Source organism: Streptomyces sp. AA4, assembly GCF_000158875.1.
In the GTDB taxonomy this organism is placed as follows: Bacteria; Actinomycetota; Actinomycetes; order Mycobacteriales; family Pseudonocardiaceae; genus Amycolatopsis.
Genome location: NZ_GG657746.1, coordinates 8,228,321 through 8,251,955, shown reverse-complemented (window position 1 = coordinate 8,251,955; position 23,635 = coordinate 8,228,321). Strand labels below are relative to the sequence as shown.

Here is a 23,635-nt window from a genome sequence, read left to right as displayed (position 1 = left end):
TCACCCACATGACCACCACTTCTTTGATCACCGGCGCCACCGCGGGCATCGGCGCGGAATTCGCGCGAAGGCTCGCCGCTGAAAAGAGCGACCTCGTTCTGGTCGCCCGGGACGAGGAGCGGCTGGCCGCGCTGGCCGAGCAGCTGCGCGCGCGGCACGGCGTCGAGGTGACCGTGCTGTCCGCCGATCTGTCCGAAGTGGACGGCCGCCGCCGGGTCGCCGAGCTGCTCGAAACCCAGCCGATCGACCTGCTGGTCAACAACGCGGGTTTCGGGCTGAGCGGCGAGTTCTGGGAGATCCCGGCCGAGGACCTGCAGCGGCAGCTCGACGTGAACGTCACCGCCGTGCTGCAGCTGACCCGGGCGGCGCTGCCGGGCATGGTCGAACGCGGACGCGGCGACGTCATCAACGTCTCCAGCGTCGCGGGCTTCTTCTCGGGCCGCGGCTCGACCTATACCGCCAGCAAGAACTGGGTGACGTCGTTCACCGAGGGCATCGCGATGTCGCTGCCGAAGGGCGTGCGGATGATGGCGCTGTGCCCCGGCTTCACCTACACCGAGTTCCACGAGCGCGCCGGCCTGCGGCGGGAGGGGCCGAAGGCGCTCTGGCTGGACGTGGCCCAGGTGGTCGACGAAGCCCTCGCCGACCTGCGGCGCGGCAAGGTGCTCTCGGTGCCGAGCCTGCAGTACAAAGCGCTGGTCGGGATCGGCGGGCTGCTGCCGCGGCCGGTGCTGCGCAAGCTCGCCGGCGGGTTCGGCAACCGCCGCCGCACCTGAGGGGTAGGGGCAGCCCTACCCCTCAGGTGCGGGTGCGCCCCAGGGTGTTTTCTCCCGGCAGGCCATAGCGTTTTCCCCATGGCGACTGGGGAAGCGGTGCGGCTTGAATCCGTCCGCAAGGAATACGGCCGGGTGACGGCACTGGACGGGGTGAGCCTCGCGTTCCCGCGCGGCGGGTTCACCGCGGTGATGGGCCCGTCGGGCTCGGGCAAAAGCACGTTCCTGCACTGCGCGGCCGGGCTCGACCGGCCGACCGGCGGTTCGGTCCAGCTCGACGGCCAGGAACTGGGCAAGCTCTCCGAAACGCAGCTCACGAAGCTGCGCCGGGACAAGGTCGGGTTCGTCTTCCAGGCGTTCAACCTGCTGCCCGCGCTGACTGTCGAGCAGAACGTCGTGCTGCCGCTGCGGCTGGCCGGCCGTCGCGCGGACCGGCATCGCGTCGCCGAGATGCTCGGGCACGTCGGGCTGAGCGACCGGCGCAAGCACCTGCCGGGCCAGCTTTCCGGCGGCCAGCAGCAGCGGGTGGCGATCGCCCGCGCGCTGGTCAGCCGTCCGGCGGTGCTCTTCGCTGACGAGCCGACCGGCGCGCTCGACACGCGTACCGCGGCGGAAATCCTTGGCCTGCTGTCGGAATCGGTGCGCGGCGGGCTGACCGTCGTGATGGTGACGCACGACCCGGTCGCCGCCTCCTACGCGGATCGCGTCGTCTTCCTCGCGGACGGCCGCGTCGCCGGAGAACTGCACCGGCCGACCGCGACGGCGGTGGCCGAGCGCATGACGCACCTCGGCGCGTGGGCCGACCGGATGCCGGTGGGCGGGTTCTGATGTTCAGTCTTGCCTTGCGCACCTTGCGTTTCCGCACCGGCGGGTTCATCGCGGCGTTCGTGGCCGCGTTCCTCGGCGCGGTGATCGTGTCCGCCTGCGCCGGTCTGATGGAGACCGGGATCCGGTCCGCCACGCCGCCGCACCGGCTGGCCTGGGCGTCGGCTGTCGTTGCCGGACAACAGGATTTCGAACTTCACAAGCATTCCGACAAGCCCAAGACGCAGTCGGTCGCGCTGGCGGAGCGGGTCCGGTTGGACCGGTCGATGGCGGAGACGATCCGCGCGACACCCGGTGTGTCCACTGTGGTCGGCGAGGTGAATTTCCCGGTCTTGCTGGGCAAGCAGCCTCTCGTCGCGCACGGTTGGGAGTCCGCTCGGCTGCCTGGTCCCGCGCCGCGTGCCGACGAAGTGGTGCTGCCCGCCGCTAGCGGAGTGTCCGCTGGCAGCACGGTTGACCTTGCCGTGCAAGGGAAGATCAACCACTACCGGGTCGCTCGCACGGTGGATAGTACCGACGTGTTCTTCGCCGACGACGTGGCTGATCAGCTCTCCGGCCACCCGGGCAAGGTCGACTACTTCGGTGTCGTCACGGACAATCCAGCCGCTTTGCAGCTCGGATCGGGGGTGTCCGTGCTGACTGGGGATGAGCGCGGTCTCGCCGAATTCCCGGATGCGCAAGCGAGTGGCGGTCGGCTGATCCCGCTGTCCGGTGTCGCGGGCGGACTGTCCATTTCGGTCGCGGTGTTCGTCATTGCCAGCACCTTGATGCTGTCGGTGCGCCAGCGGCAGCGCGAATTGGCTCTGCTGCGCGCGATCGGCACGACGCCGCGGCAGTTGCGGCGCATGGTGCTCGGCGAAGCGCTGGTCATCGGCGTGCTCGCGACCGGAGTGGCGGCCGCGCTGGGCCCGGTGTTCGGCCGGTGGCTGTTCGACCAGTTCACGTCGGGCGGGTTCATTTCGCCCCAGGTGCAGTTTCACCAGGGCTGGATCCCGATGCTCATCGCGGCGGGCGCGACGCTGCTCGCGGTCGGGCTTTCCGCGCTGGTGGCCGGATTCCGCGTCGGCCGCATCCGGCCGACCGAGGCGCTCGCCGAGGCCTCCGTGCCGCGCGGCTGGCTGACTCCGGTGCGGCTGATCGTCGCGTTGCTGTGCTTCGGCGGCGGGACCGCGCTGGGCATCGTCACGCTCGCGGTGATGACGGGACCCATCGCGGCGAGCACGGCGGGTCCGGCGGTGATGCTGTGGGCGATCGGCGTCGCGATGATCAGCCCGGGCGTCACGAAGCTGACGGCGATCCTGCTGTCGGGTCCGATGCGGCTGATCAGCGGTGTCACCGGCTGGCTGGCGATCACCAACACGCGCAACGCCGCCACCCGGGTGGCCGGCGCGGTCACGCCGATCATGCTCGCCGTCGGCATCGCGACCGCCAACATCTACCTGCAGACCACGACCACCGCCGCTTCCGCGCAAGCCTTCGCCGAAGACCTCCGCGCCGACGCGGTCGTCGCGGGCCCAACCGGCGTTTCTCCCGAGACCGTCGACCGAATCCGGCACGCGGACGGCGTCGCGGCCGCCTCGCCGTACGTCACCAGCCGGGCGCACCTCATCGCGCCGTTCGACGAGAACCAGACCAAGAAGGGCTACCCGGCACTCGGCCTGACCGACGCGTCGACCAACGCCGCGACGGTCGTGCGCGGCACTCTCGCCGACCTCACCGGCGACACGATCGCGTTGCCGGACACCGCCGAGGTCTCCCGGTCGGTCGGCGAGTCCGTCACGCTCCGTCTCGGCGACGGGAGCGACCGGACCCTTCGCGTCGTCGCGATCGTGCACCAGCGGCCCGGGGCCGAACAGCTCCTGCTGCCCGCCGACCTGCTCGCCGGACACACCACGTCCGGGCTGGCCCGGCAGGTGCTCGTCCGCGCCGCGCCCGGCGTCGACCAGGCCCGGCTGACCCAGAGCCTGACCGCCGTGACCGCCGGTCTCCCGGTGTCCGTCGGCGACCGGAGCACGCTGGCCGCCGCGAACGCCAAGAGCGACGAGACCGGCGCGTGGGTGAACTACCTGCTGGTCGGCATGATCGTCGGCTACACGATGATCTCCGTGGTGAACACGCTGGTCATGGCGACTTCGCGGCGGCGGAGGGAATTCGGCCTGCAGCGGCTCGGCGGGTTCACCCGGGGCCAGGTGCTGCGGATGGCCGCGGGCGAGGGCGGGCTGATCGCCGCGATCGGGATCCTGCTGGGCACCGTGGTGTCGGCGGGCGCGATCGTGCCGTTCTGTCTCGTCGCGACCGGCCGGGTGCTTCCGGAGGGGCCGGTGTCGGTCTACCTGGTGATCGTCGCGACCGCGCTCGTGCTCGCTCTGACCGCCGCGGTCCTGCCCGCTTGGGTGGCGACGCGGACGCGTCCGGTGACGGCCGTCGCGACCGGGGAGTGACGCGCGGAAGTTGTCGGTGCCGTGTGTAAGACTCTCGGCCGTGGCGTACCCCGGGTTGGATCAAACTGCGAAGCTCGAACTGGCCAGGCTGGTCAGCGAACTGGCCGTCGTGCACGGCAAGGTCACCTTGGCCTCGGGCAAGGAAGCCGACTACTACGTCGACCTCCGGCGCGCGACGCTGCAGCACGCGGCCGCCCCGCTGATCGGCAAGCTGCTGCGGCAGCTCACCGCGGACTGGGACTACGTCGCGGCCGGCGGGCTCACCCTCGGCGCGGACCCGGTGGCGCTGGCGATGCTGCACTCCGCCGCGGCCGAGGGCGTGGTGCTCGACGCGTTCGTCGTCCGCAAGGCGATCAAGGAACACGGGATGCAGCGCCGGATCGAGGGCGTGGAGGTGCGCGGGCAGCGGGTGCTGGCCGTCGAGGACACCTCCACCACCGGCGGCAGCGTGCTCACCGCGGTCGAGGCGCTGCGCGAAGGCGGGGCCACCGTGGTCGGCGTCGCGACGGTCGTCGACCGCGACACCGGTGCGCGGGAAGCCATCGAGAAGGCCGGGCTCGAATACCGGTACCTGCTGAACAAGGACGACCTCGGGCTCAGCTGAGCGCTTGCCCGAGCGAGAGTGAGCACAGTCACCCACAATGCGTGCGTGACGAATGCCCGCCTCCCGGTGTCCCCCTGACGGAAGGGGGTGCCGTGACCACGACAAGTGTCCCGCTCGACGACGCCACCCTCGTCGGCCGTGCGCGAGACGGCGATGTGCACGCGTACGAGCAGCTCGTGCGGCGTTATCAGGGCCCGATGTTCCGGCTCGCCCTGAAGATGCTGCATCACCGCGGCGACGCCGAGGACGTAGTGCAGGAAGCGTTCCTCGGCGCGTGGCGGAAGCTGGGACAGCTGAACGACGACAACGCGTTCGTCGGCTGGCTGTACCGAGGAACGACCAACCGCTGCCTCAACGTGATCCGGGCGCGCCGCCCGCAGGCCGACGTCGACCTCGACCTGGCCGAATCGCCGCGCCGCGACACGCAGCCCGAGCACGCGGCCCAGGTCAGCGGCCAGCTCGCGGCGCTCGACGAGGCGCTTCAGACACTCACCCCGCAGCAACGGGCGTGCTGGCTGTTGCGTGAAGTGCACGGCCGGTCGTACGACGAGATCAGCGAGATCGTCGGCGCGAACCCCACCGCGGTCCGGGGGCGGATTGCCCGGGCCCGTGCGCAGCTGGCGGAGGTGATGAAGCCGTGGAGGTGAACCAGGACTACGAATTGCCGTGCGGCCGGGAACTGGAAACGCTCTGGGAGAACCTGGACGAGGCCGACGAGCACCAGGCGGACTGTGTCCACTGCCGTACCGCGCGGGAAAGCCTGCTGGCGCTGCGCTCGGCGACGCAGGAGCTGATCGACGAGCCCGACCCGACCCCGCCGGACCTGTTCGGCCGGATCATGTCGGCCGTCCGCGCCGAGGTGCGCCGCGGTCAGATGCTGGATCTTCCCGCCGCCGAACCGGGCTCAGTCGAGGTGAGCGAGCAAGCCGTCGGGGTCGTGCTCCGCTATGCGGCCGACTCCGCGGGCAACGTCCGCGCCCGCCGGGTGCGGGTGCGAAAGGTCGGTGTCGATGCCTCTGGCGCGGCTCAGGTGGAGGTCGAACTCACCCTCGCGGCGCGTCTGGGGAACACCAGCGGCGCTGAGACGTTGGCCCGCGTACGAGAACTGGTGACCGCTGCCGCGACCTCGCGGGTGGGTATTTCGCTGGTCAGCCTGGATCTGCTGGTGGAAGACGTGTACGAGGACGGGGAATGACCGCCGAATACGTGATCGCCGCCCCGGTGATCGCGAGCGTCGCCGCCCGCGCGGCCGCTGAAACCGCCGGGGTGGTGCGCCTGGAACCGGGCCTGCGGGGTTTGGCGACCGCTTGGGCTCGCGAAGCCCGGCAGCGCTGGAAGGGCCTGGAACCGGCCCCCGCGGACGGGGTCCGGGTCCGCGCCCACGAAGACCGCCTGACCGTCGAGGTCGACGTGGTCGTCTCGGGTGCGGACCAGGCCGCCGCCGTGGGCCGCGCGGTGCAGCGGGCGGTGTTCCGGGAAGTCCTCGCGAAGACCGGTCGTTCCGTGGACGCCGTCCGGGTGTCCATTTTGGACATCGAAGTGGGGCGGCGGTGACCGATCCGCGTTCGCTGGCCGGAACGATCGCCGACGCCCTGTCCGCCCTCGACGGCCTCCGCCCCGCGACGAGCGTGGCCGCCGAGATCAGCTGGCTCCGGACCGATCCGGCCGGCGGAGCGGTGGATCTGACGTCGGATTCGGTGGAGATCCGGGTGGTGGCGTTGCGGTTGCCGCTGCCGCCGTTGCTGTCGGCCGCCGAGGCCCGGGTGCGTGCGGTGCTTGCGGGAACCGAGTGGGCGGACGCGAGCATCCGCTTGGTGGTGACGGACATCGACGGGGCGGCGTTCGCTGGCTGAACGCTGCCGATGCTGCGGCTCCAGGCGACCATGCTTCGGGTGATCAAGCTCCGGGTGACCAAGGACGAGAAACCTCGGACCTGGAACGTCGAACCCTATGGCGAGGAAGTCGTGCTCGCCGCCGATGACGTGCTCTCGATCGAGTTCGCACGCACCCCGTCGACGTGGCCTTCGAGGTGACCCTCTACCCCGATTCCGAGGCCGTCCGGACGATGGCGGGCGGCAATCCCCCTGCTGCCGGACGACCCCAAGCTGAACGCGGTCTCCCTCTGGCCGGACGTCGGCCGACCGCGTCCGTTGCCCCTTTCCGCGTTTCCGCCCGCTTTCTCCGACGATTCGCGCTCCTCGCGGCGGGTACGGAACGAAATCATTTTTGGCGCGGCGGGTCCCCTCGCGCAGGCGTTCCGGGGTGTCTCCTACCCGGAGTGATCCCTCCGTTACCTGCCGGGTGAACTCGTTGCTCCGGTGGGTCGAACATCACATCAGGTCCCCCTATTTCCCGCTCCGTGGGCGGGTAATCGGAGTAACGTCGCTGGTAGGTGCACTGGGAAGGGGGCGAAGGTGGACACGACAGTGGCGCACGTTCTCGCCGATGTCACCGTGGCCGTGCACATCCTCGCCCTGCTCTTCATCGGCTTCGGCGGCTTCCTCGCGTGGCGCTGGCCGAAGGTCATTTTCGTGCACATTTTCTTCGCGATGTGGGGCGTGCTGGTCAATGTCACGCCGATTCCGTGCCCGCTCACGGCGCTGGAGGATTTCTTCCGGCACCAGCAGGGTCTCGGCGATCTGCCCGGCGGGTTCAACGCGTATTACCTCTACGGCACGGTGATCCCGCGCTCGCTGCTGCCGGTGGTGGTCGTGGTGGCGCTGGCGGTGCTGGTGATCTCGTACCTGGGCGCGTACCTGAGGTGGCGCCACCGCCACGACGAGAGTCCGGCGCACGGCGTCAGCCTCGGCTGAGCGACAATCGTCCTTCGTGACGACGGAACAACCCGAAGCGGGCCCCACCGAGTGGGTGAACCGCGAGGAGGTAGGCGTCGGTCCCTGGCCGGGCACCTGGCCAGACGACCCGCGCTACGACCCCGAACTCCTGGCCAACGGCGACCGCCGCAACGTGGTCGACGCCTACCGCTACTGGCGCCGCGAAGCCATCGTGTCCGATGTGGACACCCGACGGCACCCGTTCCACGTCGCGATCGAAAACTTCCAGCACGACCACAACATCGGCACGGTAGTCCGCACCGCGAACGCCTTCGCGGCCGCAGAAGTCCACATCGTCGGCCGCCGCCGCTGGAACCGCCGAGGCGCGATGGTGACGGACCGCTACCAGCACCTTCGCCACCACGAGGACGTCGCGAGCCTGCTGAATTTCGCCACGGCGGAGGGTCTGACGGTGGTAGCCGTGGACAACACGCCCGGTGCCGAGCCGGTGGAAACCGCCGAGTTGCCCCGGAACTGCCTGCTGCTGTTCGGCCAGGAAGGCCCCGGCCTGTCCGAAGCGGCGCAGACGGACTCCGCGAAAGTGGTGTCCATCGCCCAGTTCGGGACGACAAGGTCGATCAATGCGGGTGTCGCGGCAGGCATTGTGATGCACGCGTGGATCCGCCAACACGCGGATCTGTCCCAAGCCTGGTAACCGCCGCCGGGGGTGCTCGTGAGTGGCTATGCCGGTTAGAACCGGCACAAACACTCACGAGACGCCAGTCCAAACGCCGGCCGCGGCGTTCTCCGGTGACGCTCCCCAGTACAGTCACCCGGACCGCGTCGTGGAGAGGCAGGTTTTCCGCAGCGCAGGCAGAATCGAGCCATGACCGCCGATTCCTCCGACGATCCCGCCGGTCCCGCCCCCGCCCGCCCCGATAAGTCCCACCCGGACCCGGCGCGCGCGGCTGCCCCTGCCGACCGCCCGGCAGCAGATGACACGACGAACGCTGCCGAGGGCATGGCGGACCCGGCCGAGGGCACGGCAGATCCGACCAAGGACGCGGGAAACCCGGCCAAGGGCAGGAAAAACGCGGCCGATCGCACGGAAAAGGCGGCCGATAGCGCGGCAGATCCGGCCGAGCGCGCAGCGGTCGAGCGCTCGGCGAGCGCCGCGGAAGGTTCGGCGAACCCGGCCGAGGGCGCGGCGAACTTATCCGGAAATGCGGCGAATCCGGCCGAGCGCGCGGCGGACCCGGCCGAGGGTGCGGCGGACCCCACTGCACGCCCGACAGCGATCGACGGTGCGCCAGAACCGGCCAAGGATGCAGCCCGTTCAGTCGACCGTGCCGCCGCCGACCGTGCCGCCGCCGACCGTGCCGCAGCGACCGAGCGGGTCGCGCCGCGTGACCGTGCCGAAGCGCCTGAGCGGGCGGCCGCGGCGGACCGTGTCTCTGACCGTGCGGGGCCGGAGCGGGCTGTGGCGGCGGACCGTGCCACGTCCGATCGTGCGGCGGCAGAGCAGGCAGCGGCCGACCGTGCCACGTCCGACCGTGCGGTGGCGGCCGACCGTGCTGCATCCGACCGCGCGGCGGCGGACCGGGCTGCCCAAGGTGAGCATGCCGCCACCGTCGAGCGTGTCGCAGCGGCGGAGCGGGTCGCCGCAGGTGAGCGTGCTGCTGCGGCCGAGACTGAGCGGGTCGAAGCTGCCGGGCGCATCGAAGCGGCTGAGCGAGCCGAAGCAGCCGAGCAAGCCCCTGCGGCTGAGCGAGCCTCTGCTGCCGAGCGAGCCCCTGCTGCCGAGCGAGCCACTGCGGCTGAGCGAGCCGAAGCAGCCGAGCGGGCAGTCTGTGCCAGGCACCTCCGCCGCCTGTGGGCCATCCCTGGCACCGTCCTCGGGCGCAGCGGTTGGCCGCCTACCCTGAGCCAGCGGTTCCACTGGCACTGGAACTACTGGTGGCAAGCACACCTCCTCGACAGCCTCGTCGACGCGCAACTCCGGCACCCCACCGACGAACGCGCACGGCTGATCAACCGCTTCATCGCGACGGTGCACCGCCGCAATTTCGGTTCCTGGGTCAACGACTACTACGACGACATAGCCTGGCTAGGGCTCGCCTTGCACCGAGTACGCCAACTCCAACTATCCACAGTGGACGAACCGATCGAGGCGATCAGCAAACGGCTGCACGAAGGCTGGACAACAGACCTTGGCGGGGGAATATGGTGGCGGCGGGGCGACTCCTTCAAGAATACTCCGGCAAACGGCCCGGCGGCTATCTTTCACGCTCGGACGGGTGATCAGGAACGCGCCGCCGTCATGACGCAATGGCTCACCGACACCTTGGTCGACCCGGAGACCGGCCTCGTCTGGGACGGGATCCGGGCGGATACCGGCGAACTGGTAAAGCATGTTTTCTCGTACTGCCAAGGGGTTTACTTAGGTGCCTGTCTGGAGCAGCACCGCTGGGACGACGCCGCCCGCACCGTCCGTGCGGTGGAGAAAAACCTCGCACCGCAAGGCATTCTCCCCGGTTCGGAAGGCGGCGACGGCGGGCTCTTCTCCGCGATCGCCGCCCGATATCTGGCGCTGGCGGCCAAAAACCTGCCCCGACCCGAAGCGGAAACGGCGAAAAGGCTAGTGCGACAGTCCGCGGAAGCGTGCTGGAACGGTGCGACGCAAGAGGAATCCGGGCCGTTGTTCAGTGCCTACTGGGAGAAGCCGGCAACGAACCCGCCAAACAAGGCGGAGCGGGATTTGTCTGTCCAAATTGGAGGGTGGATGCTCTTGGAAGCCGCCGCCACGCTCTAAAAACTCAGCAACCGCACGAAGCGCGGTGCAGGAAACGCGGTGCGAGACGAACAGACTCCGGCCGACGCTCCGGCTCACGGCAGCGCGCCAGCAGCAACTGCACCGCACGGCGGCCGATTTCCGAGATCGGTTGCGCCATCGTCGTCACGCCGGGCGAAACCGTCCGCGCCCAGTCCATGTCGCCGTATCCGACGACCGCCAGTTCCGATCCGATCCGGATGCCGCGGCGGTGCGCTTCCCACTGCACGCCGATCAGCATCGCCTCGCCCGCGACCACCAGAGCGGTCGGCGAAGGCCAGCCGTCCAGAAGCTTGGCGGCGGCACGAGCGGCACCGCCCGCGGTGGATTGGCCGGACGCCACCAGTTCCGGGTGGTACCGCAGCCCCGCGCGGCCCAGGCCCAGGCGATAGCCCAGGGCGCGTTCTTCGCTCACCGTGGTGCCTTCGGTGCCGGTGATCAACGCGATCCGCCGGTGCCGTCGCGCGGCCAGGTGCTCGACCAGTGCGGACATGGCCTGGAAATTCTCCGACCCGACCTGGTCGACATCGTTGCGGCCAGCGATCCGGTCCACTAGCACCGTGGGCACCCCGGTCCGGACGAGTCCGTTCACGACCTCCTCGTCACCGGGGGCGGGCACCAGAAGGACGCCGTCGACCCGGTCCGCCTGCAGCGCACGCAGCACTTCGGCTTCCCCGCGCGCCGAATCGCCGGTGTCGGCCAGCAGCAGGTCGCAGCCCGCCCGCGCGGCAGCGCCGCGGATCGCGCGCAGCAGCTGGTCGTGGTACGGGCTGGCGTGCCTCCCCAGTGCCACCCCGAACCGATGGGTGACCGGCAGGTCCCAGTGGGAGACCTCCGGCGCCAGAACGGTCATTTTCCCGGCCCTCGTCGTCGGTACCTACCCAACAGTAGCCACTGTCGGGCCGCACCAGAGAGGGTCCGAGACGATCGGGTCCCGAGAATCACTGAGGTGAGTGAACGGCCGCGGGCCTGGTTACCCGGGGCAGTCAAGACCCGCACCCGCACGAAGCCCGGTGCCGCAGGGTCGGCGGCAACCGTACAGTCTCGGCTGGCCGGCCGGGATCCGCCAGCCGGGCCAGCAGCAGTTGTACCGCGCGGCGGCCGATTTCGTCGATCGGCTGGGCCATCGTCGTCAGCGGCGGGTCCACGAGATCGGCCCATTCGACGTCGTCGTACACCACCACGGGCAGGTCCTGGCCGATCCGCAAACCCCGCCGCCGCGCCTCGTGCAGGACGCCGACCATCATGCTGTCGTTGGCCACCACCAGCGCGGTCGGCGGATCCGGCAGCGCCAGCAGCGTGCTCAACGCCAACCCGCCACCGTCGCGGGAGGACTGTCCGCACGCCACCAGATCCGGCGACCAGCTCAACCCCGAGCGGCCGAGGCCGAGCCGGTAGCCCAGCACGCGTTCGTCGCTCGTCGTCAGCCCGGGCGCGCCGGAGATCATCCCGATCCGCCGGTGGCCCAGCGACGCCAGATGCGCGGTCAGCGCCGAGGTCGCCTGGATGTTCTCCGCGCCGACCTGGTCGATGTCGGTCCGGGTGGTGAGCCGGTCCATCAGCACGGTCGGCACGTCCAGCGACACCAGTTCGCCGAGCACCGACCCGTCGCCGGGCGCGGGCGTGATCAGCAGGCCGTCGACCCGGCGCGACCGCAGCGCGCGCACCACGTCCCGTTCGGTGCCCGCGGTGTCGTGCGTGTCCGCGAGCAGCACAGTGTATCCGTTTGCCGACGCCTCCCGTTCGATCGCGTGCATCAGCGCCGCGAAATACGGGTTCGCGACCAGCGAGATCGCCATCCCGATGGACCGCGTGCCCCCGGTGACCAGCGAACGCGCGATCGCGTCGCCGGTGTACCCGGTGGTCTCGATCGCGCGCAGCACCGCGGCTTTCGTCTCCTCGGCCACCGCCCGCGTGCCGTTGACGACGTGGGACACCGTCGTGATCGACACGCCCGCCATTTCGGCGATGTCGCGCTGGGTCGGGCGGGTCGAGCGGGGTCGCGGCATGTCTGTCCTTCACCAAGAGAGCGAAACCAGGAGCGTTGGCAAGCGTTTGCGCAAACGCTTGCGTCAACCCCCGAGTCTGTCTACCTTCCCGTCCATCGGCAAGCTCGCACCTCGATTCGGAGGGCATCTCCATGAGACACCGGAGTCTCACCGCACTCGCTTTGGCGGCCGCTGTCGCGGTCTCCACCGCCGGGTGCACCGTCGAACGCCACTGGGGCGGCAGCTCCAAAACCGGCGGCAGCGGCAAGGCCAAGGTCGGCCTCGTCACGAAGACCGACACCAACCCGTACTTCGTCGAACTGCGCAGCGCCGCGGCCGCCGCGGCCAAGGCCAACGGAGCCGACTTCAGCGCCCTCGCCGGCCAGTTCGACGGCGACAACGACGGTCAGGTGCGCGCCATCGAGAACCTGATGCAGCAGGGCGTCAACACCATCCTGATCACCCCGAGTTCGTCCACCGGCGTGCTCAAGGCGATCAAGGACGCCCGCGACGCCGGCATCCTGGTGATCGCCCTCGACACCGCCACCGAACCGCCGGACGCGGTCGACGCCACCTTCGCCACCGACAACTTCGCGGCGGGCGAGCAGCAGGGCGCGTACGTCAAGGCGGCGCTGAAGGGCGCGGACCCCAAGCTTCTGATGGTCGACGGCACCGCGGGCAGTTCGGTCGACACCCAGCGGCACGGCGGCTTCCTCAAGGGCATCGGGCTCAAGGACGGCGCGCCGGAGATCAAGGGCCACACCAACGCCAACGGCGACCAGAGCCTCGCCCAGCAGGGCATGGAGAACCTCCTGCAGCGCACCACCGATCTCAACGCGGTGTACACGATGAACGAGCCGATGGGCCGCGGCGCGTACGCGGCGCTGAAAGCACGCGGGCTCGACAACCAGCTCATCGTCGGCTCGATCGACGGCGGCTGCGAGGGCGTGCAGAACGTCAAGAACGGCCAGTTCGCCGTCACCGTCATGCAGTTCCCGCGGAAGATGGCCGAACAGGGCGTGCTCGCGGCGGTCGAGTACGCGAAGACCGGGAAGAAGCCGAGCGGGTTCGTCAACACCGGCTCGACCGCGATCACCGACCACCCGATGCCGGGGGTGCCGAGCAAGGACACCGCCTGGGGTCTGCAGAACTGCTGGGGAGGCGGGAAATGACGACCGCTACGGTCAACAACCGCGAGCGCGAAACGCTCGGCGAGTTCTTCCTCCGCGCCCCGGCAGTCGGCCCAGCGCTGGCACTGGTCGTGGCGGTCCTGGTGTTTTCCTTCGCCACGGACACCTTTTTCGACCTGGACAACCTGTCCACAGTAGTCCAGCAATCGCTGGTCGTCGGCACGCTCGCGCTCGGCCAGACGCTGATCATCCTGATCGCGGGCATCGACCTTTCCAACGCGTCGTCGATGGTCGTGGCGACGCTGGTGATGGCGAAACTGGCCGCGGTCACGAACGTTTTCTTCGCACTGCTGGCCGGGGTCGCGCTGACCGTCGTCGTCGGCCTGTTCATCGGCACCCTGGCGACCCGGATCAAGTTGCCCGCCTTCATCATCACGCTCGGCACGTTCACCGGGCTGACCGCGGTGGCGAAGCTGATCGCGGGCGGCCAGGCGGTCCCGGTGTCCGACGGACTGCTCACCTGGCTCGGCACGAAGCGGTACCTCTTCGGCGGCATCCCGATCACCTACGGCATGACGCTCGCGCTGCTCATGTTCCTCGCCGTCTGGTACGCGCTCACGAAAACCGCGTGGGGCAAGCACGTTTACGCCGTCGGCAACGCGCCGGAGTCCGCGCGGTTGTCCGGGATCAAGGTCAACCGCACCGTGCTGTCGGTCTACCTCGTCGCCGGTCTGTGCTTCGGCATCGCCGCGTGGCAGGCGCTCGGCCGCACGCCGAACGCCGACCCGAACCAGTTCCAGCTCGGCAACCTCGACTCGATCACCGCGGTGGTGCTGGGCGGCACGAGCCTGTTCGGCGGACGCGGTTCGGTGCTGGGCACGCTGTTCGGCGCGCTGGTCGTCGCCGTGCTGCGCTCCGGGCTGACGCAGATGGGCGTGGACGGCAACTACCAGGACCTGGCGACCGGCGCGTTGCTGATCGCCGCGGTGGTCGTGGACCGGATCGCACGGAGGCAGCAGCAGTCATGACTTCCTCGAACCAGCAGCAGCCCACCCTTTCCGCGCGCGGCCTGGTGAAACGCTACGGCCGGGTCACCGCCATCGACGGCGCCGATTTCGACCTCTACCCCGGCGAAGTGCTCGCCGTAGTGGGCGACAACGGGGCCGGGAAGTCCAGCCTCATCAAGGCGTTGTCCGGCGCGGTGGTGCCGGACGCCGGCGAGATCAAAGTGGACGGGAAGACGGTCCACTTCAAGTCCCCGTTGGACGCGCGGCACTACGGAATCGAGACGGTGTACCAGGATCTGGCGGTCGCACCGGCGCTGGACATCGCGTCGAACATGTTCCTGGGCCGGGAAAAGCGGCTGAAGGGACCGTTCGGCATCGGGTTGCGCAAGCTCGACAGTGCGGCCATGCGCACCGAGGCGCAGCGGATCCTCGACGATCTCGGCATCAAGGTCAAATCCATTACGCAGCTGGTGGAAACGCTGTCCGGCGGCCAGCGGCAAGGCGTCGCGGTGGCGCGCGCGGCGGCGTTCGGCCGCAAAGCGGTGATCATGGACGAGCCGACGGCCGCGCTGGGTGTCGCGGAATCCGCGAAGGTGCTGGAGCTGATCGGCCGGATCCGCGACCGCGGCCTGCCGGTGGTGCTGATCAGCCACAACATGCCGCACGTCTTCGAAATCGCGGACCGGATCCACGTGCACCGGCTCGGCAAGCGTGTCGCCGTGGTGTCGCCGAAGACGCACAGCATGAACCAGGTCGTCGGCCTGCTCACTGGTGCGTTGAAGCTCGACGAGAACGGCGAAGTCGTCGAGGTCGCTTCAACCACGCACGCCGGGTTGACCTGACGTGCGAGTGCTGCTGGCGGGTTTGTGCACCGTCGACGTCGTACAACGGGTCGCGGAATTTCCGGAGCCGAGCGAGAAGGTGCAGTCGCTGCAGGTGGATGTCGCGGCCGGTGGGCCGGCGACCAACGCCGCGGTGACCGTCGCCGCCCTCGGAGCCGAAGCGACCCTCGTGACGGCTCTCGGTGCACACCCGCTGGCCGCGCTCGCCCGCGCGGACCTCGAAGCCTGCGGCGTCGACCTGGTCGATCTCGCTCCGGAACGCACCCAGGCACCGCCGGTCAGCGCGGTCGTAGTGCGGGACGGCGACGGCGAACGCACCGTCGTCTCCCGCAACGCCGCGTCGGCAGAGCCGCTCGAACTGCCTGCCCTCGCCCCGATTTTCGAGGGCGTGGACGCGGTCCTCGTCGACGGGCACCATCCCGAGCTAGCGCTTGCTGTCGCCCAGGAGGCCCGCACCCGCGAGGTGCCGGTCGTTCTCGACGCGGGCAGCTGGAAACCGGTACTGGACCAGTTGCTGCCACTGGTCCGCGTGGCAGCCTGTTCAGCGCGGTTCCGTGCTCCCGCACCGAGTTTGGCCGAACGCGGAGTGTCAGTGACGATCACGACGGCAGGCCCGGAGCCGGTCGCCTGGAGCACTACGGAAGACTCTGGGCAGGTCCCCGTGCCGCTCGTCGAAGCGCGGGACACCCTGGGGGCCGGAGACGTGTGGCACGGTGCGCTCGCGTATGCGGTCGCGACGCGGGAAGGCGCGGTCGCCGACTGGATCGGCTACGCGAACGCGGTGGCCGCGGAGCGCGTCCGGCACGTGGGTCCGCGTTCGTGGACCGGGCCGGTCGGGGAACTGGCGAAGAGCAGAGAAGAGGGAGTGCGATGACGGCGTTCGAGGATCTGCTGGCGCGGGCCGAGAAGCTGGCCAAACCGCGGGAACGGCACGTGCTCGGCATCATCGGCGCGCCCGCATCCGGCAAGACCACGCTGGCCTGGGCGATCGCCAACGCGCTCGGTTCGCGGGCGGCGGTCGTCGGGATGGACGGTTTCCACCTGGCGCAGGTCGAACTGCAGCGGCTGGGCCGCACCGACCGCAAGGGCGCGCCGGACACCTTCGACGCGGCCGGCTACGTGCACCTGATCCGCCGGCTCGCCGAGGGCCGCGAGACGGTGTACGCGCCGGAGTTCCGCCGCGAGATCGAGGAGCCGATCGCCGGAGCCGTTCCGGTCGCGCCCGAGGTGCAGCTGGTCATCACCGAGGGCAACTACCTGCTGCTTCCGGACGACCCGTGGAGCGGCGTGCGGCAGTACCTCACCGAGGCGTGGTTCCTCGCCCCGGACGAGCCGGAGCGGATCGAACGGCTCGTGTCCCGGCACCGGCGCTACGGCCGTTCGCTGGTCGAGGCCCGGCAGCGCGCGCTCGGCTCCGACCAGCGCAACGCGGACCTGATCGCGAACACCCGCGACCGCGCCGACCTGGTGCTCGAGAACCTGCCGCTGACGAATTTCGCCCTCTGAGCAGGTGCTGTTCTCCGACCCGGCGACGACGGATCCCTTCGCCGGTGCGGTCACCTGGGACCGCGCCGGCGAGGCTCGGATCGCCGTCCTTTACCCGCCGTACGTCCCGCTCGTGCGCACCCACCTGAACGGGCTGCGCGCGCTGGTCGACCGGCGGCTGTCCGACCTCGAGACCCCGTTCGCGGATCCGCGGCTGGCGCTGCTGGTGGAGCGGATGCGCGAGACCGGCAGCGAGCCGCAGCGCGAGCCGGAGGTGCTCGCCGAAGTGCGGACCCGGCTGGACTGGGCGTTGTCGGTGCTGCCGGAGCACGGCGGGGTCCTCGAACTGCACACGCCGATGCACCAGTGGTGGTGGGGACGCGCGCTGCTCGACGTGTGCACGGCGATCACCGCGCTGCTGGGAGCGTGGCTGCGGGGCGAAGCGGTCGACGGGCAGCACTGTCCGGACGACGCGACGTGGTGGATGTGGATGGCGCAGATGCGCTGGCTCGACGCGCAGTTCGTCGAGCCGCTCAAACCTCGTGCGTAAGGAGTGACCTGTGGGGGTTTTGGTCGTCACCGGCGGCAGCCGGGGCATCGGCGCGGCGATCTGCGAACTGGCCGCGACCCGCCGGGACTAGGCAAGCGTGGCGAAGCCACTCCGTTGAGGGCGGTGGTGGGGAAGAAGGTCGGGGGACGTGGTGGTGAACTACTCCGGTGACCCAGCGCCGGCCGAGGAGGTCGCCGAACGGGTGCGCTCGCACGATGCGCAAGCGCTTGCGCATCGGGCCGACGTCGCCGACGAACAGCAGGTCAGCGACCTTTTTCGGCGGCGGCCAAGCTGGGCCCGCTCGCTGGCCTGGTGAACAACGCGGGCATCACCGGCAACACGCCCGGCAGGCTCGACGAGCAGAGCGTCGAGACCGTGCGCCGGGTGCTGGACGTCAACGTGACCGGCGTTTTCCTGTGCTGCCGCGAGGCGGTGCGGCGGCTGTCGACGCGGTACGGCGGGCCAGGCGGAGCGATCGTGAACGTCTCGTCCACGGCGTCGCGGAACGGGTCGTCGGGCGAATGGGTGCACTACGCGGCGTCCAAAGCGGCGGTCAACACGCTCACCCTCGGCCTCGCGCGGGAGGTCGCCGACGAGGGAATCCGGGTCAATGCGGTGTCGCCCGGCCTGGTCGAGACCGGGCTGCACGCCGCCGCGGGGATGCCGGACCGGCTCGACCGGGTCAGCGCGGCCATCCCGCTCGGGCGCGCCGGCCAGCCGGAGGAGATCGCCGCGGCCGTGCTGTGGATGTTGTCCCCGGAGGCGTCGTTCACCGTCGGCGCGGTGCTCGAGGTCGGCGGCGGCCGTTGATCCTTCTCGGAGTGTGAGACGCCCGGAGACGGGCAGATCACGATTGACCCCGGAACTCGGTGAACTCGCCCAAAGCGGTTGTCCCGGTGTGCGAGTCTGGAACGAGGGGTTGAAAGGACGGCCGCGAAAGTCATGCCCAAGCTCACGTCTGTGCACCATCTGGCGCTCACCGTGACCGATGTGGACCGAAGTGTTCCCTGGTACGTCCGGGTGCTCGACCTCGAGGAAAGCCATCGGCGCGAAGACCCGGAAACCGGGGTGCGCAAAGTAGTTCTGCGTTCGGCGGGAGACGGTTTCTCCGTGGTGCTGGTCCAGCATCCGGACACCGAGAGACCCGCGTTCGACGAACGCAGAACTGGTCTGGACCACGTCGCGTTCTCGGTTTCGTCGCGCGCCGAGGTCGCCGAATGGGAGGACCGCCTGCGGGAGTACGGCGTTTCCTACCTGCCCGCGACGGAATCGCAGACCTTCGAGGGTTCCGCGGTGCTCGTGTTCCGCGATCCCGACGGCATCCAGCTGGAAGTCTGGTCCGATCCGTCCTGAAACTCAGGCGTGCGCGTCGTCGGGTTCGTCGACCGGACGCCGCATTTCCTGGCGGTAGCGCAGCACGCCGTACGCGGTGCCGAACACGAAGAACGCGATGCTCAGCCACAGCGCCACGGTCTTGACCCACGGGATGGCGTCGAGCAGGCCCGCGCCGTAGTAGCCGAGCAGCACCAGCGTCGGCACCCACAGCAGCCCGCCGACGGTGGTGGCGAGCAGGAACCGCCGCGAATCCATCCGCGCGGCGCCCGCGATGAGCGGGGCCAGCGTGCGGATCCACGGGATCCACCTCGCCGCGACGATCGCGAAGAATCCCTTGCGGTCCAGGAAGGCTTGCGCGCGTTCGAGGTTGTGCCGGTTGAGCATCCGCCCGCCGCGCCGGGCGATCAGCGTGGTGCCCGCGCCGCGGCCGATGTAGTAGCCGATCTGGTTGCCCACCACGGCGGTGAGCAGCGCGGCCGCGGACAGCAGCCACGCGTTGAGGTCCGAGCCGTGCTGGGCGAGCACCACGCCCGCGCCGAACAGCAGCGAATCGCCCGGCAGGAACAGCCCGATGATGAGCGCGCATTCGACGAGCACGAACGACAGCACGATGACCCAGACGAGCACCGGGCCGGCGGTGTCCAGCCAGCTCAGGCCGATTCCCGCGGCGTGCGCGGGCTGGGCGGCGTCGAGGTTCACGCGAAGAGCCTACGTGGCTGTGCCCGGCTGCAGTACGCAACCATCGAATCCTCCGCATCCGGTGACTTTGGGTATTCCTGGGATAACCAGACTGTTCACCCTTTTCGCCCAGGACAACGAACAGGCCGCCCGGAACAGTTCCCGGACGGCCTGTCGCGGATTTCCCCTAGAACTGCGGCAGGGACTCGCCCTGCACCGCCTCGATGTCCAGCTCCACCTTGACGGTCGTGCCGATCGCGGCCACGCCCGCCCGCACCATCGCGCTGTAGTTGATCGCGAAATCGTTGCGGTGCAATTGCGTTTCGGCGTGGAACGCGGCGCGCACGCCGCCCCACGGGTCCGGACCGTGCCCGGTGTAGCGCAGGTCGAGCGTGACGTCGCGGCGTTCGCCGTGCAGCGTCAGCACTCCGCGCAGCGCCCAGTTGTCCGTGCCGAGCTGGGAAAGCCCGGTGCTTTCGAAGGTGATGAGCGGATACGCGTCGACGTCGAGGAATTCGGCCGAACGCAGGTGGTCGTCCCGCATCTTGATGCCGCTTTCGATGCTGCCCGCCTTGATTTCGGCGCGCACGCTCGACCGCTCGACCGGCCGGGCCACCTCGATCCGCCCGGCCACGTCCGGGAACCGCACCTTGATGCTCGCGATGCCCATGTGCCGCGCGGTGGCGACCACCGACGAGTGCATCGGGTCGATCGTCCACGGCCCCTCCGGCGGCAGCTCGACCGCGCCGGAAACCGGCGCGAGCGCGATGTCGCCGAGCAGCCCGGCCCCGTCGGAGCCGATCTGCACGGTGCGGGCCAGCGGCGTGTACCCCGGCGCGGTGATCACGGCGGTGTAGACGCCCGGGGGCAGCGGGTCGGTGACCACTGCCCCCTTCGCGTCCGTGACCTGCCGCGCGATCTGGCGACCGTTGAGGTCGGTGACCGTGAGCACCGCGTTCTCGACCGGCCATCCGCCGCTCGAGCGCAGCTGTGCGCGCAGGCCCCCGCTCATGACCGGTCGACCAGCTCGTCGAGCGCCTGGTCGTAGCTCAGCCGCACGTCGTGCTGGGCCTCGCCGTCGTTCAGCGTCACCTGGCTGGTGGCGGGCGGGTATCCGCTCGCCACGACCGTGTAGGAGCCGATCGGCAGGTCGCTGACCACGTAGCGGCCCTCGCTGTCGGTGCGGGCCACCGCCGCGACGTTGCCGTTCGCGTCGAGCACGGTGATCCGCGCGTCCGGCACGATCCGGTCGCCCTCGGTGCGCGCGACGCCCTGGAGCAGCACCGCGCCGGCGAGTTCGACGTCGTGGCGCAGCACGCCGCTGTCCGGCACCGTCAGCGTGACCGCGACCGGGCGGTAGTGCGGGCCGCTCGCGACCAGCGTGTACTGCCCGGCGCCGACCCCGCTGAAGGTGTAGACGCCGTCCTCGGCGGTGATGAACGCGCCGTTGACCTCGCCGCGCGAGTCGGTCAGCGTGACCGTCGCGTTGGCCAGCGGGGTCGAGGTGCCGATCGAACGGACCACGCCGGTCAGCTCGCCGGAACCGGTGAGCGTGACGTCCAGCTTCGCCGGGTGGCCCCCGACGATCACGCTGGAGGCCTGCGGCTGGTGGCCGGGAGCGGACACGATCAGCACGTACGTTCCCGGACCCTGGGTCGGGATCGAGTAGCTGCCGTCGCCGTTGCCGGTCGCCCGCGCCACCTGACGGCCCTGCTGGTCGATCAGGGTCAGCGCGGCCGCGCTCACGTGGCTGCCGTCCTGGCGGCGCACGTGGCCGGTGACCGGGACGCCGCCCGAACCGGTGGTCGTGCCGAATTCGGCGTCGGCCACCGAGTTGGTGATCGGCATCGGCCGGGCGTCCGCCACCGCCTGCGCGTCGCCGTGCCCGTTGGTCAGGGCGTGCTTGCCGCCCGCTCCGACCAGCACCGGCTCGCGCGGGGCTTCCTCGAACAGCGAACCCGTCTTCAGCTCCGCGGTGTCGTCCGAGGCCGGAGCCGGCTCGTCCACGTTCTCCAGCAGCGCTTCGCCGCCTTCGACCGCGGCCGCGGCCGGGTTCATGCCCGCCAGCGGGATCTCCTTCATGAACAGCAGGACCAGCGTGGCCAGCAGCGCGACGCCGCCCGCGGTGTAGAACACCGTGGTGATGGACTCGGTGAAGCCGATCAGGATCGGCGTGCGCACCGCCTCCGGCAGCGTCTGGATGACGCTGGTGTTGGCCGACACGTCGCCGATCTTGGCTCCCGCGCCGGGAGGCAGGTGCCCGCCGAACGCCTTGGTGATGTTGTCCGGCAGCACGTTGAACAGAATCGTCAGGAACACCGCGACACCCGCGGTACCGCCGATCTGGCGGAAGAACGTCGCCGACGCGGTCGAGACGCCCATGTCCTTGCGCGGGCCCGCGTTCTGCACCGCGATGATCAGCGTCTGCATGCACTGGCCGAGGCCGAGGCCGATGACCAGCGCGGCGACCAGCGGGTGCCAGATCGGGGTGTCGTACTTGACCTGGGCGAAGAAGAACGCGCCCGCGGCGATCAGCAGGGTGCCGATGACCGGGAAGATCTTGTAGCGCCCGGTCTTCGACGTGATCCGGCCGGAGATGATCGACGCGGACATGATGCCGACCATCAGCGGCAGCATCAGCAGACCCGATTCGGTCGGCGTGTAGCCCTGCACGACCTGCAGGTACTGCGGGATCATGGTGATCGCGCCGAACATCGCCACGCCGACGATCACGCCGCCGATGATGGCCACGCTGAAGGTCGAGTTCTTGAAGAGCCGCAACGGGATCAGCGCGGCGTCCTTCATCAGCTTCTCGACGACGATGAACAGCACGATGCCGACGCCGCCGATGATGTACATCCAGATCGACTTCTGGTCGCCCCAGCCCCACTTCTGGCCCTGTTCGGCGACGATCAGGAACGGCACCACGGCGATGACCATGGTGAGCGCGCCCCACCAGTCGATCTTGTGGTCGTGCCGGTTGTGCGGGACGTTCAGCACCTTCGCGACGACGAACAGCGCGATCACGCCGATCGGCACGTTGATCAGGAACACCCAGCGCCAGCCGTGCAGGCCGCCCAGGGTGTCGAAGCCGGCGAAGAAGCCGCCGAGCACCGGGCCGAGCACGGTCGACGTGCCGAACACGGCGAGGAAGTACCCCTGGTACCGCGCGCGTTCCCGCGGCGGGACGACGTCGCCGATGATCGTCATGGCCAGCGACATCAGACCGCCGGCGCCGAGACCCTGCACCGCGCGGAACGCGGCCAGTTCGTACATCGACGTCGAGAACGACGCGGCCGCCGAACCGACGACGAAGATCGCGATCGCGGCGAGGTAGAACGGCTTGCGGCCGTAGATGTCGGAAAGCTTGCCGTAGATCGGCGTGGCGATCGTCGACGTGATCAGGTACGCCGTGGTCGCCCACGCCTGCAGGTCGAAGCCGTGCAGGTCGTTGGCGATCCGGACGATCGAGGTGCCCACGATCGTCTGGTCGAGCGCGGCGAGGAACATGCCGCACATCAGGCCGCTGATGATCGTGACGATTTGGCGGTGAGTCAGCCGCGGACCGCTCTCGCTGTCTTCAGCGGGCGCTCCCCCTCGCGACTGAGGTTGTTGTTCAACGGTGGACGTCATGCGTTCGAGGCCCCCTTGGCCTGTGCCGTCGCCGCGATGTCGGACAGCGACGGATTGTTCTTTTCGATACCTGTGTTGAGCCGCGCGAGAAGTTTCTTGAGCGTCTCGCGCTCCTCCTGGCTCCAGTCGCCGAGTACTTCGGCCAGCCACCGGGCGCGGTGCTTGCGGTTTTCGTCGAAGACGCGAAGGCCTTCGGCGGTCGGGGCGAGCAAGCAGGCGCGGCCGTCCTCGGGGTCGGCCTGCCGTTCGACGAGTCCGTGCTGCACGAGCGAACTGGACTGCCTGCTGATCGTGGAGATCTCCGAATGCAGGAACTCGGCCAGCTTGCTGGTGCGTTGCGGGCCTTCGTGGACGAGGCAGAAGAGGATCGCGTACGCGGCCCTCTCGATCCCGTCCGGCCCGTGTTTGGCCACCTGTGACTTCGCCTTGGTGATCAAGCGCATGAACCGGACCAGCTCGTGGCCGAGCTGGTCGGCAAGGTCGAGGTCGGCCTCGGGCCTGACGGCGGAGTTCTGAGGTGCCATGTGGGTCTTCCTTGGGGTGGAGCAAACCATTGGTTGGCGACTGCAACTAGTTGCCTTAAGCAAGAGTGTGCCCGTACGGCGTATTTCGCAAGCGGCCGACCCATGGTTGTGTCACATGACACTTTAGTTGCCGCATGCAAGCAGATGTTAACCGGAGGGGTGTCGTCCGGTTTCTCCCGATATGGGGACGGCGCTGGTCATCGCGGGTTTGGGCGG

27 protein-coding genes are annotated in these 23,635 nt (G+C 69.6%); 21 read left to right on the top strand and 6 right to left on the bottom strand.

Annotated elements, in window-relative coordinates; all coding sequences use genetic code 11:
- The first annotated feature begins 8 nt into the window (after positions 1 to 8).
- The 12 genes from SSMG_RS37785 (at position 9) to SSMG_RS46520 (ending at position 10,229) form a co-directional block, all read left to right on the top strand.
- Positions 9 to 776 (top strand): SDR family oxidoreductase, encoded by a 768-nt coding sequence (locus SSMG_RS37785; RefSeq protein ID WP_009084986.1) that lies wholly within the window; start codon positions 9 to 11, stop codon positions 774 to 776.
- A 78-nt stretch (positions 777 to 854) separates the two neighbouring features.
- Positions 855 to 1,601: an ABC transporter ATP-binding protein gene (locus tag SSMG_RS37780; protein ID WP_009084983.1), complete on the top strand. Its 747-nt coding sequence runs from the start codon at positions 855 to 857 to the stop codon at positions 1,599 to 1,601.
- Positions 1,602 to 1,615: 14 nt separating this feature from the next.
- Positions 1,616 to 4,039 (top strand): ABC transporter permease, encoded by a 2,424-nt coding sequence (locus tag SSMG_RS37775; RefSeq protein ID WP_199786100.1) that lies wholly within the window; start codon positions 1,616 to 1,618, stop codon positions 4,037 to 4,039.
- Positions 4,040 to 4,094: 55 nt separating this feature from the next.
- The gene (pyrE, locus tag SSMG_RS37770; RefSeq protein ID WP_009084979.1) at positions 4,095 to 4,643 is read left to right on the top strand and encodes an orotate phosphoribosyltransferase; all 549 of its coding nucleotides are present in this window, start codon (positions 4,095 to 4,097) and stop codon (positions 4,641 to 4,643) included.
- 92 nt (positions 4,644 to 4,735) lie between these two features.
- A complete protein-coding gene (locus SSMG_RS37765; RefSeq protein WP_037716209.1) occupies positions 4,736 to 5,290 on the top strand; it encodes an RNA polymerase sigma factor in 555 nt (184 codons plus the stop codon).
- Positions 5,281 to 5,838, top strand: coding sequence for a hypothetical protein (locus SSMG_RS37760; RefSeq protein ID WP_009084976.1), 558 nt, complete (start codon positions 5,281 to 5,283; stop codon positions 5,836 to 5,838). The genes SSMG_RS37765 and SSMG_RS37760 overlap by 10 nt, the downstream gene beginning before the upstream one ends.
- Positions 5,835 to 6,197 carry an Asp23/Gls24 family envelope stress response protein gene (locus SSMG_RS37755; protein ID WP_009084975.1) on the top strand — a complete coding sequence of 121 codons (363 nt, stop codon included), beginning with the start codon at positions 5,835 to 5,837 and terminating at the stop codon, positions 6,195 to 6,197. The genes SSMG_RS37760 and SSMG_RS37755 overlap by 4 nt, the downstream gene beginning before the upstream one ends.
- Positions 6,194 to 6,496: a hypothetical protein gene (locus SSMG_RS37750; RefSeq protein ID WP_009084973.1), complete on the top strand. Its 303-nt coding sequence runs from the start codon at positions 6,194 to 6,196 to the stop codon at positions 6,494 to 6,496. Before SSMG_RS37755 ends, SSMG_RS37750 begins: the two co-directional genes overlap by 4 nt.
- Positions 6,497 to 6,535: 39 nt before the next feature.
- On the top strand, positions 6,536 to 6,676 hold the full coding sequence (locus tag SSMG_RS45750) for a hypothetical protein (protein WP_158688129.1): 141 nt from the start codon (positions 6,536 to 6,538) through the stop codon (positions 6,674 to 6,676).
- A 381-nt stretch (positions 6,677 to 7,057) separates the two neighbouring features.
- On the top strand, positions 7,058 to 7,456 hold the full coding sequence (locus tag SSMG_RS37745; RefSeq protein WP_286157006.1) for a DUF2784 domain-containing protein: 399 nt from the start codon (positions 7,058 to 7,060) through the stop codon (positions 7,454 to 7,456).
- Between the two features lie 16 nt (positions 7,457 to 7,472).
- Positions 7,473 to 8,132, top strand: coding sequence for an RNA methyltransferase (locus SSMG_RS37740; protein ID WP_009084968.1), 660 nt, complete (start codon positions 7,473 to 7,475; stop codon positions 8,130 to 8,132).
- Positions 8,133 to 8,303: 171 nt separating this feature from the next.
- Positions 8,304 to 10,229 (top strand): glycoside hydrolase family 76 protein, encoded by a 1,926-nt coding sequence (locus SSMG_RS46520; RefSeq protein WP_286157005.1) that lies wholly within the window; start codon positions 8,304 to 8,306, stop codon positions 10,227 to 10,229.
- Positions 10,230 to 10,233: 4 nt separating this feature from the next.
- Here the strand turns inward: SSMG_RS46520 and SSMG_RS37730 are convergent, their stop codons facing one another.
- Both SSMG_RS37730 and SSMG_RS37725 read right to left on the bottom strand, forming a co-directional pair.
- Complete coding sequence (locus SSMG_RS37730) at positions 10,234 to 11,100, bottom strand: LacI family DNA-binding transcriptional regulator (protein WP_009084964.1); 867 nt, start codon at positions 11,098 to 11,100, stop codon at positions 10,234 to 10,236.
- A gap of 133 nt (positions 11,101 to 11,233) precedes the next feature.
- Positions 11,234 to 12,256: a LacI family DNA-binding transcriptional regulator gene (locus SSMG_RS37725; RefSeq protein ID WP_009084961.1), complete on the bottom strand. Its 1,023-nt coding sequence runs from the start codon at positions 12,254 to 12,256 to the stop codon at positions 11,234 to 11,236.
- Between the two features lie 131 nt (positions 12,257 to 12,387).
- On the opposite strand from SSMG_RS37725, the gene SSMG_RS37720 reads away from it, so the two are divergent.
- The 9 genes from SSMG_RS37720 to SSMG_RS37685 all read left to right on the top strand — a co-directional run bounded on the left by SSMG_RS37720 (position 12,388) and on the right by SSMG_RS37685 (position 18,602).
- Entirely contained in the window at positions 12,388 to 13,407 is a 1,020-nt protein-coding gene (locus tag SSMG_RS37720; protein WP_037716205.1) for a substrate-binding domain-containing protein, read from the top strand.
- Positions 13,404 to 14,393: an ABC transporter permease gene (locus tag SSMG_RS37715; RefSeq protein ID WP_009084957.1), complete on the top strand. Its 990-nt coding sequence runs from the start codon at positions 13,404 to 13,406 to the stop codon at positions 14,391 to 14,393. The genes SSMG_RS37720 and SSMG_RS37715 overlap by 4 nt, the downstream gene beginning before the upstream one ends.
- Entirely contained in the window at positions 14,390 to 15,214 is an 825-nt protein-coding gene (locus SSMG_RS37710) for an ATP-binding cassette domain-containing protein (RefSeq protein ID WP_009084955.1), read from the top strand. The genes SSMG_RS37715 and SSMG_RS37710 overlap by 4 nt, the downstream gene beginning before the upstream one ends.
- Position 15,215: 1 nt before the next feature.
- Positions 15,216 to 16,088, top strand: a complete 873-nt coding sequence (locus SSMG_RS37705; protein WP_009084952.1) for a PfkB family carbohydrate kinase — start codon at positions 15,216 to 15,218, stop codon at positions 16,086 to 16,088.
- On the top strand, positions 16,085 to 16,720 hold the full coding sequence (locus SSMG_RS37700; RefSeq protein WP_009084950.1) for a nucleoside/nucleotide kinase family protein: 636 nt from the start codon (positions 16,085 to 16,087) through the stop codon (positions 16,718 to 16,720). The genes SSMG_RS37705 and SSMG_RS37700 overlap by 4 nt, the downstream gene beginning before the upstream one ends.
- Before the next feature lie 4 nt (positions 16,721 to 16,724).
- A complete protein-coding gene (locus tag SSMG_RS37695) occupies positions 16,725 to 17,249 on the top strand; it encodes a hypothetical protein (RefSeq protein WP_009084948.1) in 525 nt (174 codons plus the stop codon).
- Between the two features lie 148 nt (positions 17,250 to 17,397).
- Positions 17,398 to 17,565, top strand: a complete 168-nt coding sequence (locus SSMG_RS47430) for a hypothetical protein (RefSeq protein WP_286157004.1) — start codon at positions 17,398 to 17,400, stop codon at positions 17,563 to 17,565.
- The gene (locus SSMG_RS37690; RefSeq protein WP_286157003.1) at positions 17,562 to 18,059 is read left to right on the top strand and encodes an SDR family oxidoreductase; all 498 of its coding nucleotides are present in this window, start codon (positions 17,562 to 17,564) and stop codon (positions 18,057 to 18,059) included. The genes SSMG_RS47430 and SSMG_RS37690 overlap by 4 nt, the downstream gene beginning before the upstream one ends.
- Before the next feature lie 132 nt (positions 18,060 to 18,191).
- Positions 18,192 to 18,602 (top strand): VOC family protein, encoded by a 411-nt coding sequence (locus tag SSMG_RS37685; protein ID WP_009084944.1) that lies wholly within the window; start codon positions 18,192 to 18,194, stop codon positions 18,600 to 18,602.
- A 3-nt stretch (positions 18,603 to 18,605) separates the two neighbouring features.
- On the opposite strand, the gene SSMG_RS37680 is transcribed toward SSMG_RS37685, so the two are convergent.
- From SSMG_RS37680 to SSMG_RS37665, 4 genes are all read right to left on the bottom strand, one after another.
- Positions 18,606 to 19,283 carry a DedA family protein gene (locus tag SSMG_RS37680; protein ID WP_009084941.1) on the bottom strand — a complete coding sequence of 226 codons (678 nt, stop codon included), beginning with the start codon at positions 19,281 to 19,283 and terminating at the stop codon, positions 18,606 to 18,608.
- A 166-nt stretch (positions 19,284 to 19,449) separates the two neighbouring features.
- On the bottom strand, positions 19,450 to 20,274 hold the full coding sequence (locus SSMG_RS37675) for a YceI family protein (protein WP_009084940.1): 825 nt from the start codon (positions 20,272 to 20,274) through the stop codon (positions 19,450 to 19,452).
- A complete protein-coding gene (locus SSMG_RS37670; protein WP_009084938.1) occupies positions 20,271 to 22,895 on the bottom strand; it encodes an MFS transporter in 2,625 nt (874 codons plus the stop codon). The genes SSMG_RS37675 and SSMG_RS37670 overlap by 4 nt, the downstream gene beginning before the upstream one ends.
- Complete coding sequence (locus tag SSMG_RS37665; RefSeq protein WP_037716203.1) at positions 22,892 to 23,419, bottom strand: MarR family winged helix-turn-helix transcriptional regulator; 528 nt, start codon at positions 23,417 to 23,419, stop codon at positions 22,892 to 22,894. Before SSMG_RS37665 ends, SSMG_RS37670 begins: the two co-directional genes overlap by 4 nt.
- Positions 23,420 to 23,635: the final 216 nt, after the last annotated feature.

Bases quoted from the DNA above. Each gene is read 5' to 3' on its own strand.
- SSMG_RS37725 (WP_009084961.1), bottom strand. From the start codon at position 12,256: ATGCCGCGACCCCGCTCGACCCGCCCGACCCAGCGCGACATCGCCGAA.
- SSMG_RS37785 (WP_009084986.1), top strand. From the start codon at position 9: ATGACCACCACTTCTTTGATCACCGGCGCCACCGCGGGCATCGGCGCG.
- SSMG_RS46520 (WP_286157005.1), top strand. From the start codon at position 8,304: ATGACCGCCGATTCCTCCGACGATCCCGCCGGTCCCGCCCCCGCCCGC.
- SSMG_RS37710 (WP_009084955.1), top strand. From the start codon at position 14,390: ATGACTTCCTCGAACCAGCAGCAGCCCACCCTTTCCGCGCGCGGCCTG.
- SSMG_RS37670 (WP_009084938.1), bottom strand. From the start codon at position 22,895: ATGACGTCCACCGTTGAACAACAACCTCAGTCGCGAGGGGGAGCGCCC.
- SSMG_RS37665 (WP_037716203.1), bottom strand. From the start codon at position 23,419: ATGGCACCTCAGAACTCCGCCGTCAGGCCCGAGGCCGACCTCGACCTT.
- SSMG_RS37685 (WP_009084944.1), top strand. From the start codon at position 18,192: ATGCCCAAGCTCACGTCTGTGCACCATCTGGCGCTCACCGTGACCGAT.
- SSMG_RS37730 (WP_009084964.1), bottom strand. From the start codon at position 11,100: ATGACCGTTCTGGCGCCGGAGGTCTCCCACTGGGACCTGCCGGTCACC.
- SSMG_RS37720 (WP_037716205.1), top strand. From the start codon at position 12,388: ATGAGACACCGGAGTCTCACCGCACTCGCTTTGGCGGCCGCTGTCGCG.
- SSMG_RS37755 (WP_009084975.1), top strand. From the start codon at position 5,835: ATGACCGCCGAATACGTGATCGCCGCCCCGGTGATCGCGAGCGTCGCC.
- SSMG_RS37780 (WP_009084983.1), top strand. From the start codon at position 855: ATGGCGACTGGGGAAGCGGTGCGGCTTGAATCCGTCCGCAAGGAATAC.
- SSMG_RS37675 (WP_009084940.1), bottom strand. From the start codon at position 20,274: ATGAGCGGGGGCCTGCGCGCACAGCTGCGCTCGAGCGGCGGATGGCCG.
- SSMG_RS37715 (WP_009084957.1), top strand. From the start codon at position 13,404: ATGACGACCGCTACGGTCAACAACCGCGAGCGCGAAACGCTCGGCGAG.
- SSMG_RS37700 (WP_009084950.1), top strand. From the start codon at position 16,085: ATGACGGCGTTCGAGGATCTGCTGGCGCGGGCCGAGAAGCTGGCCAAA.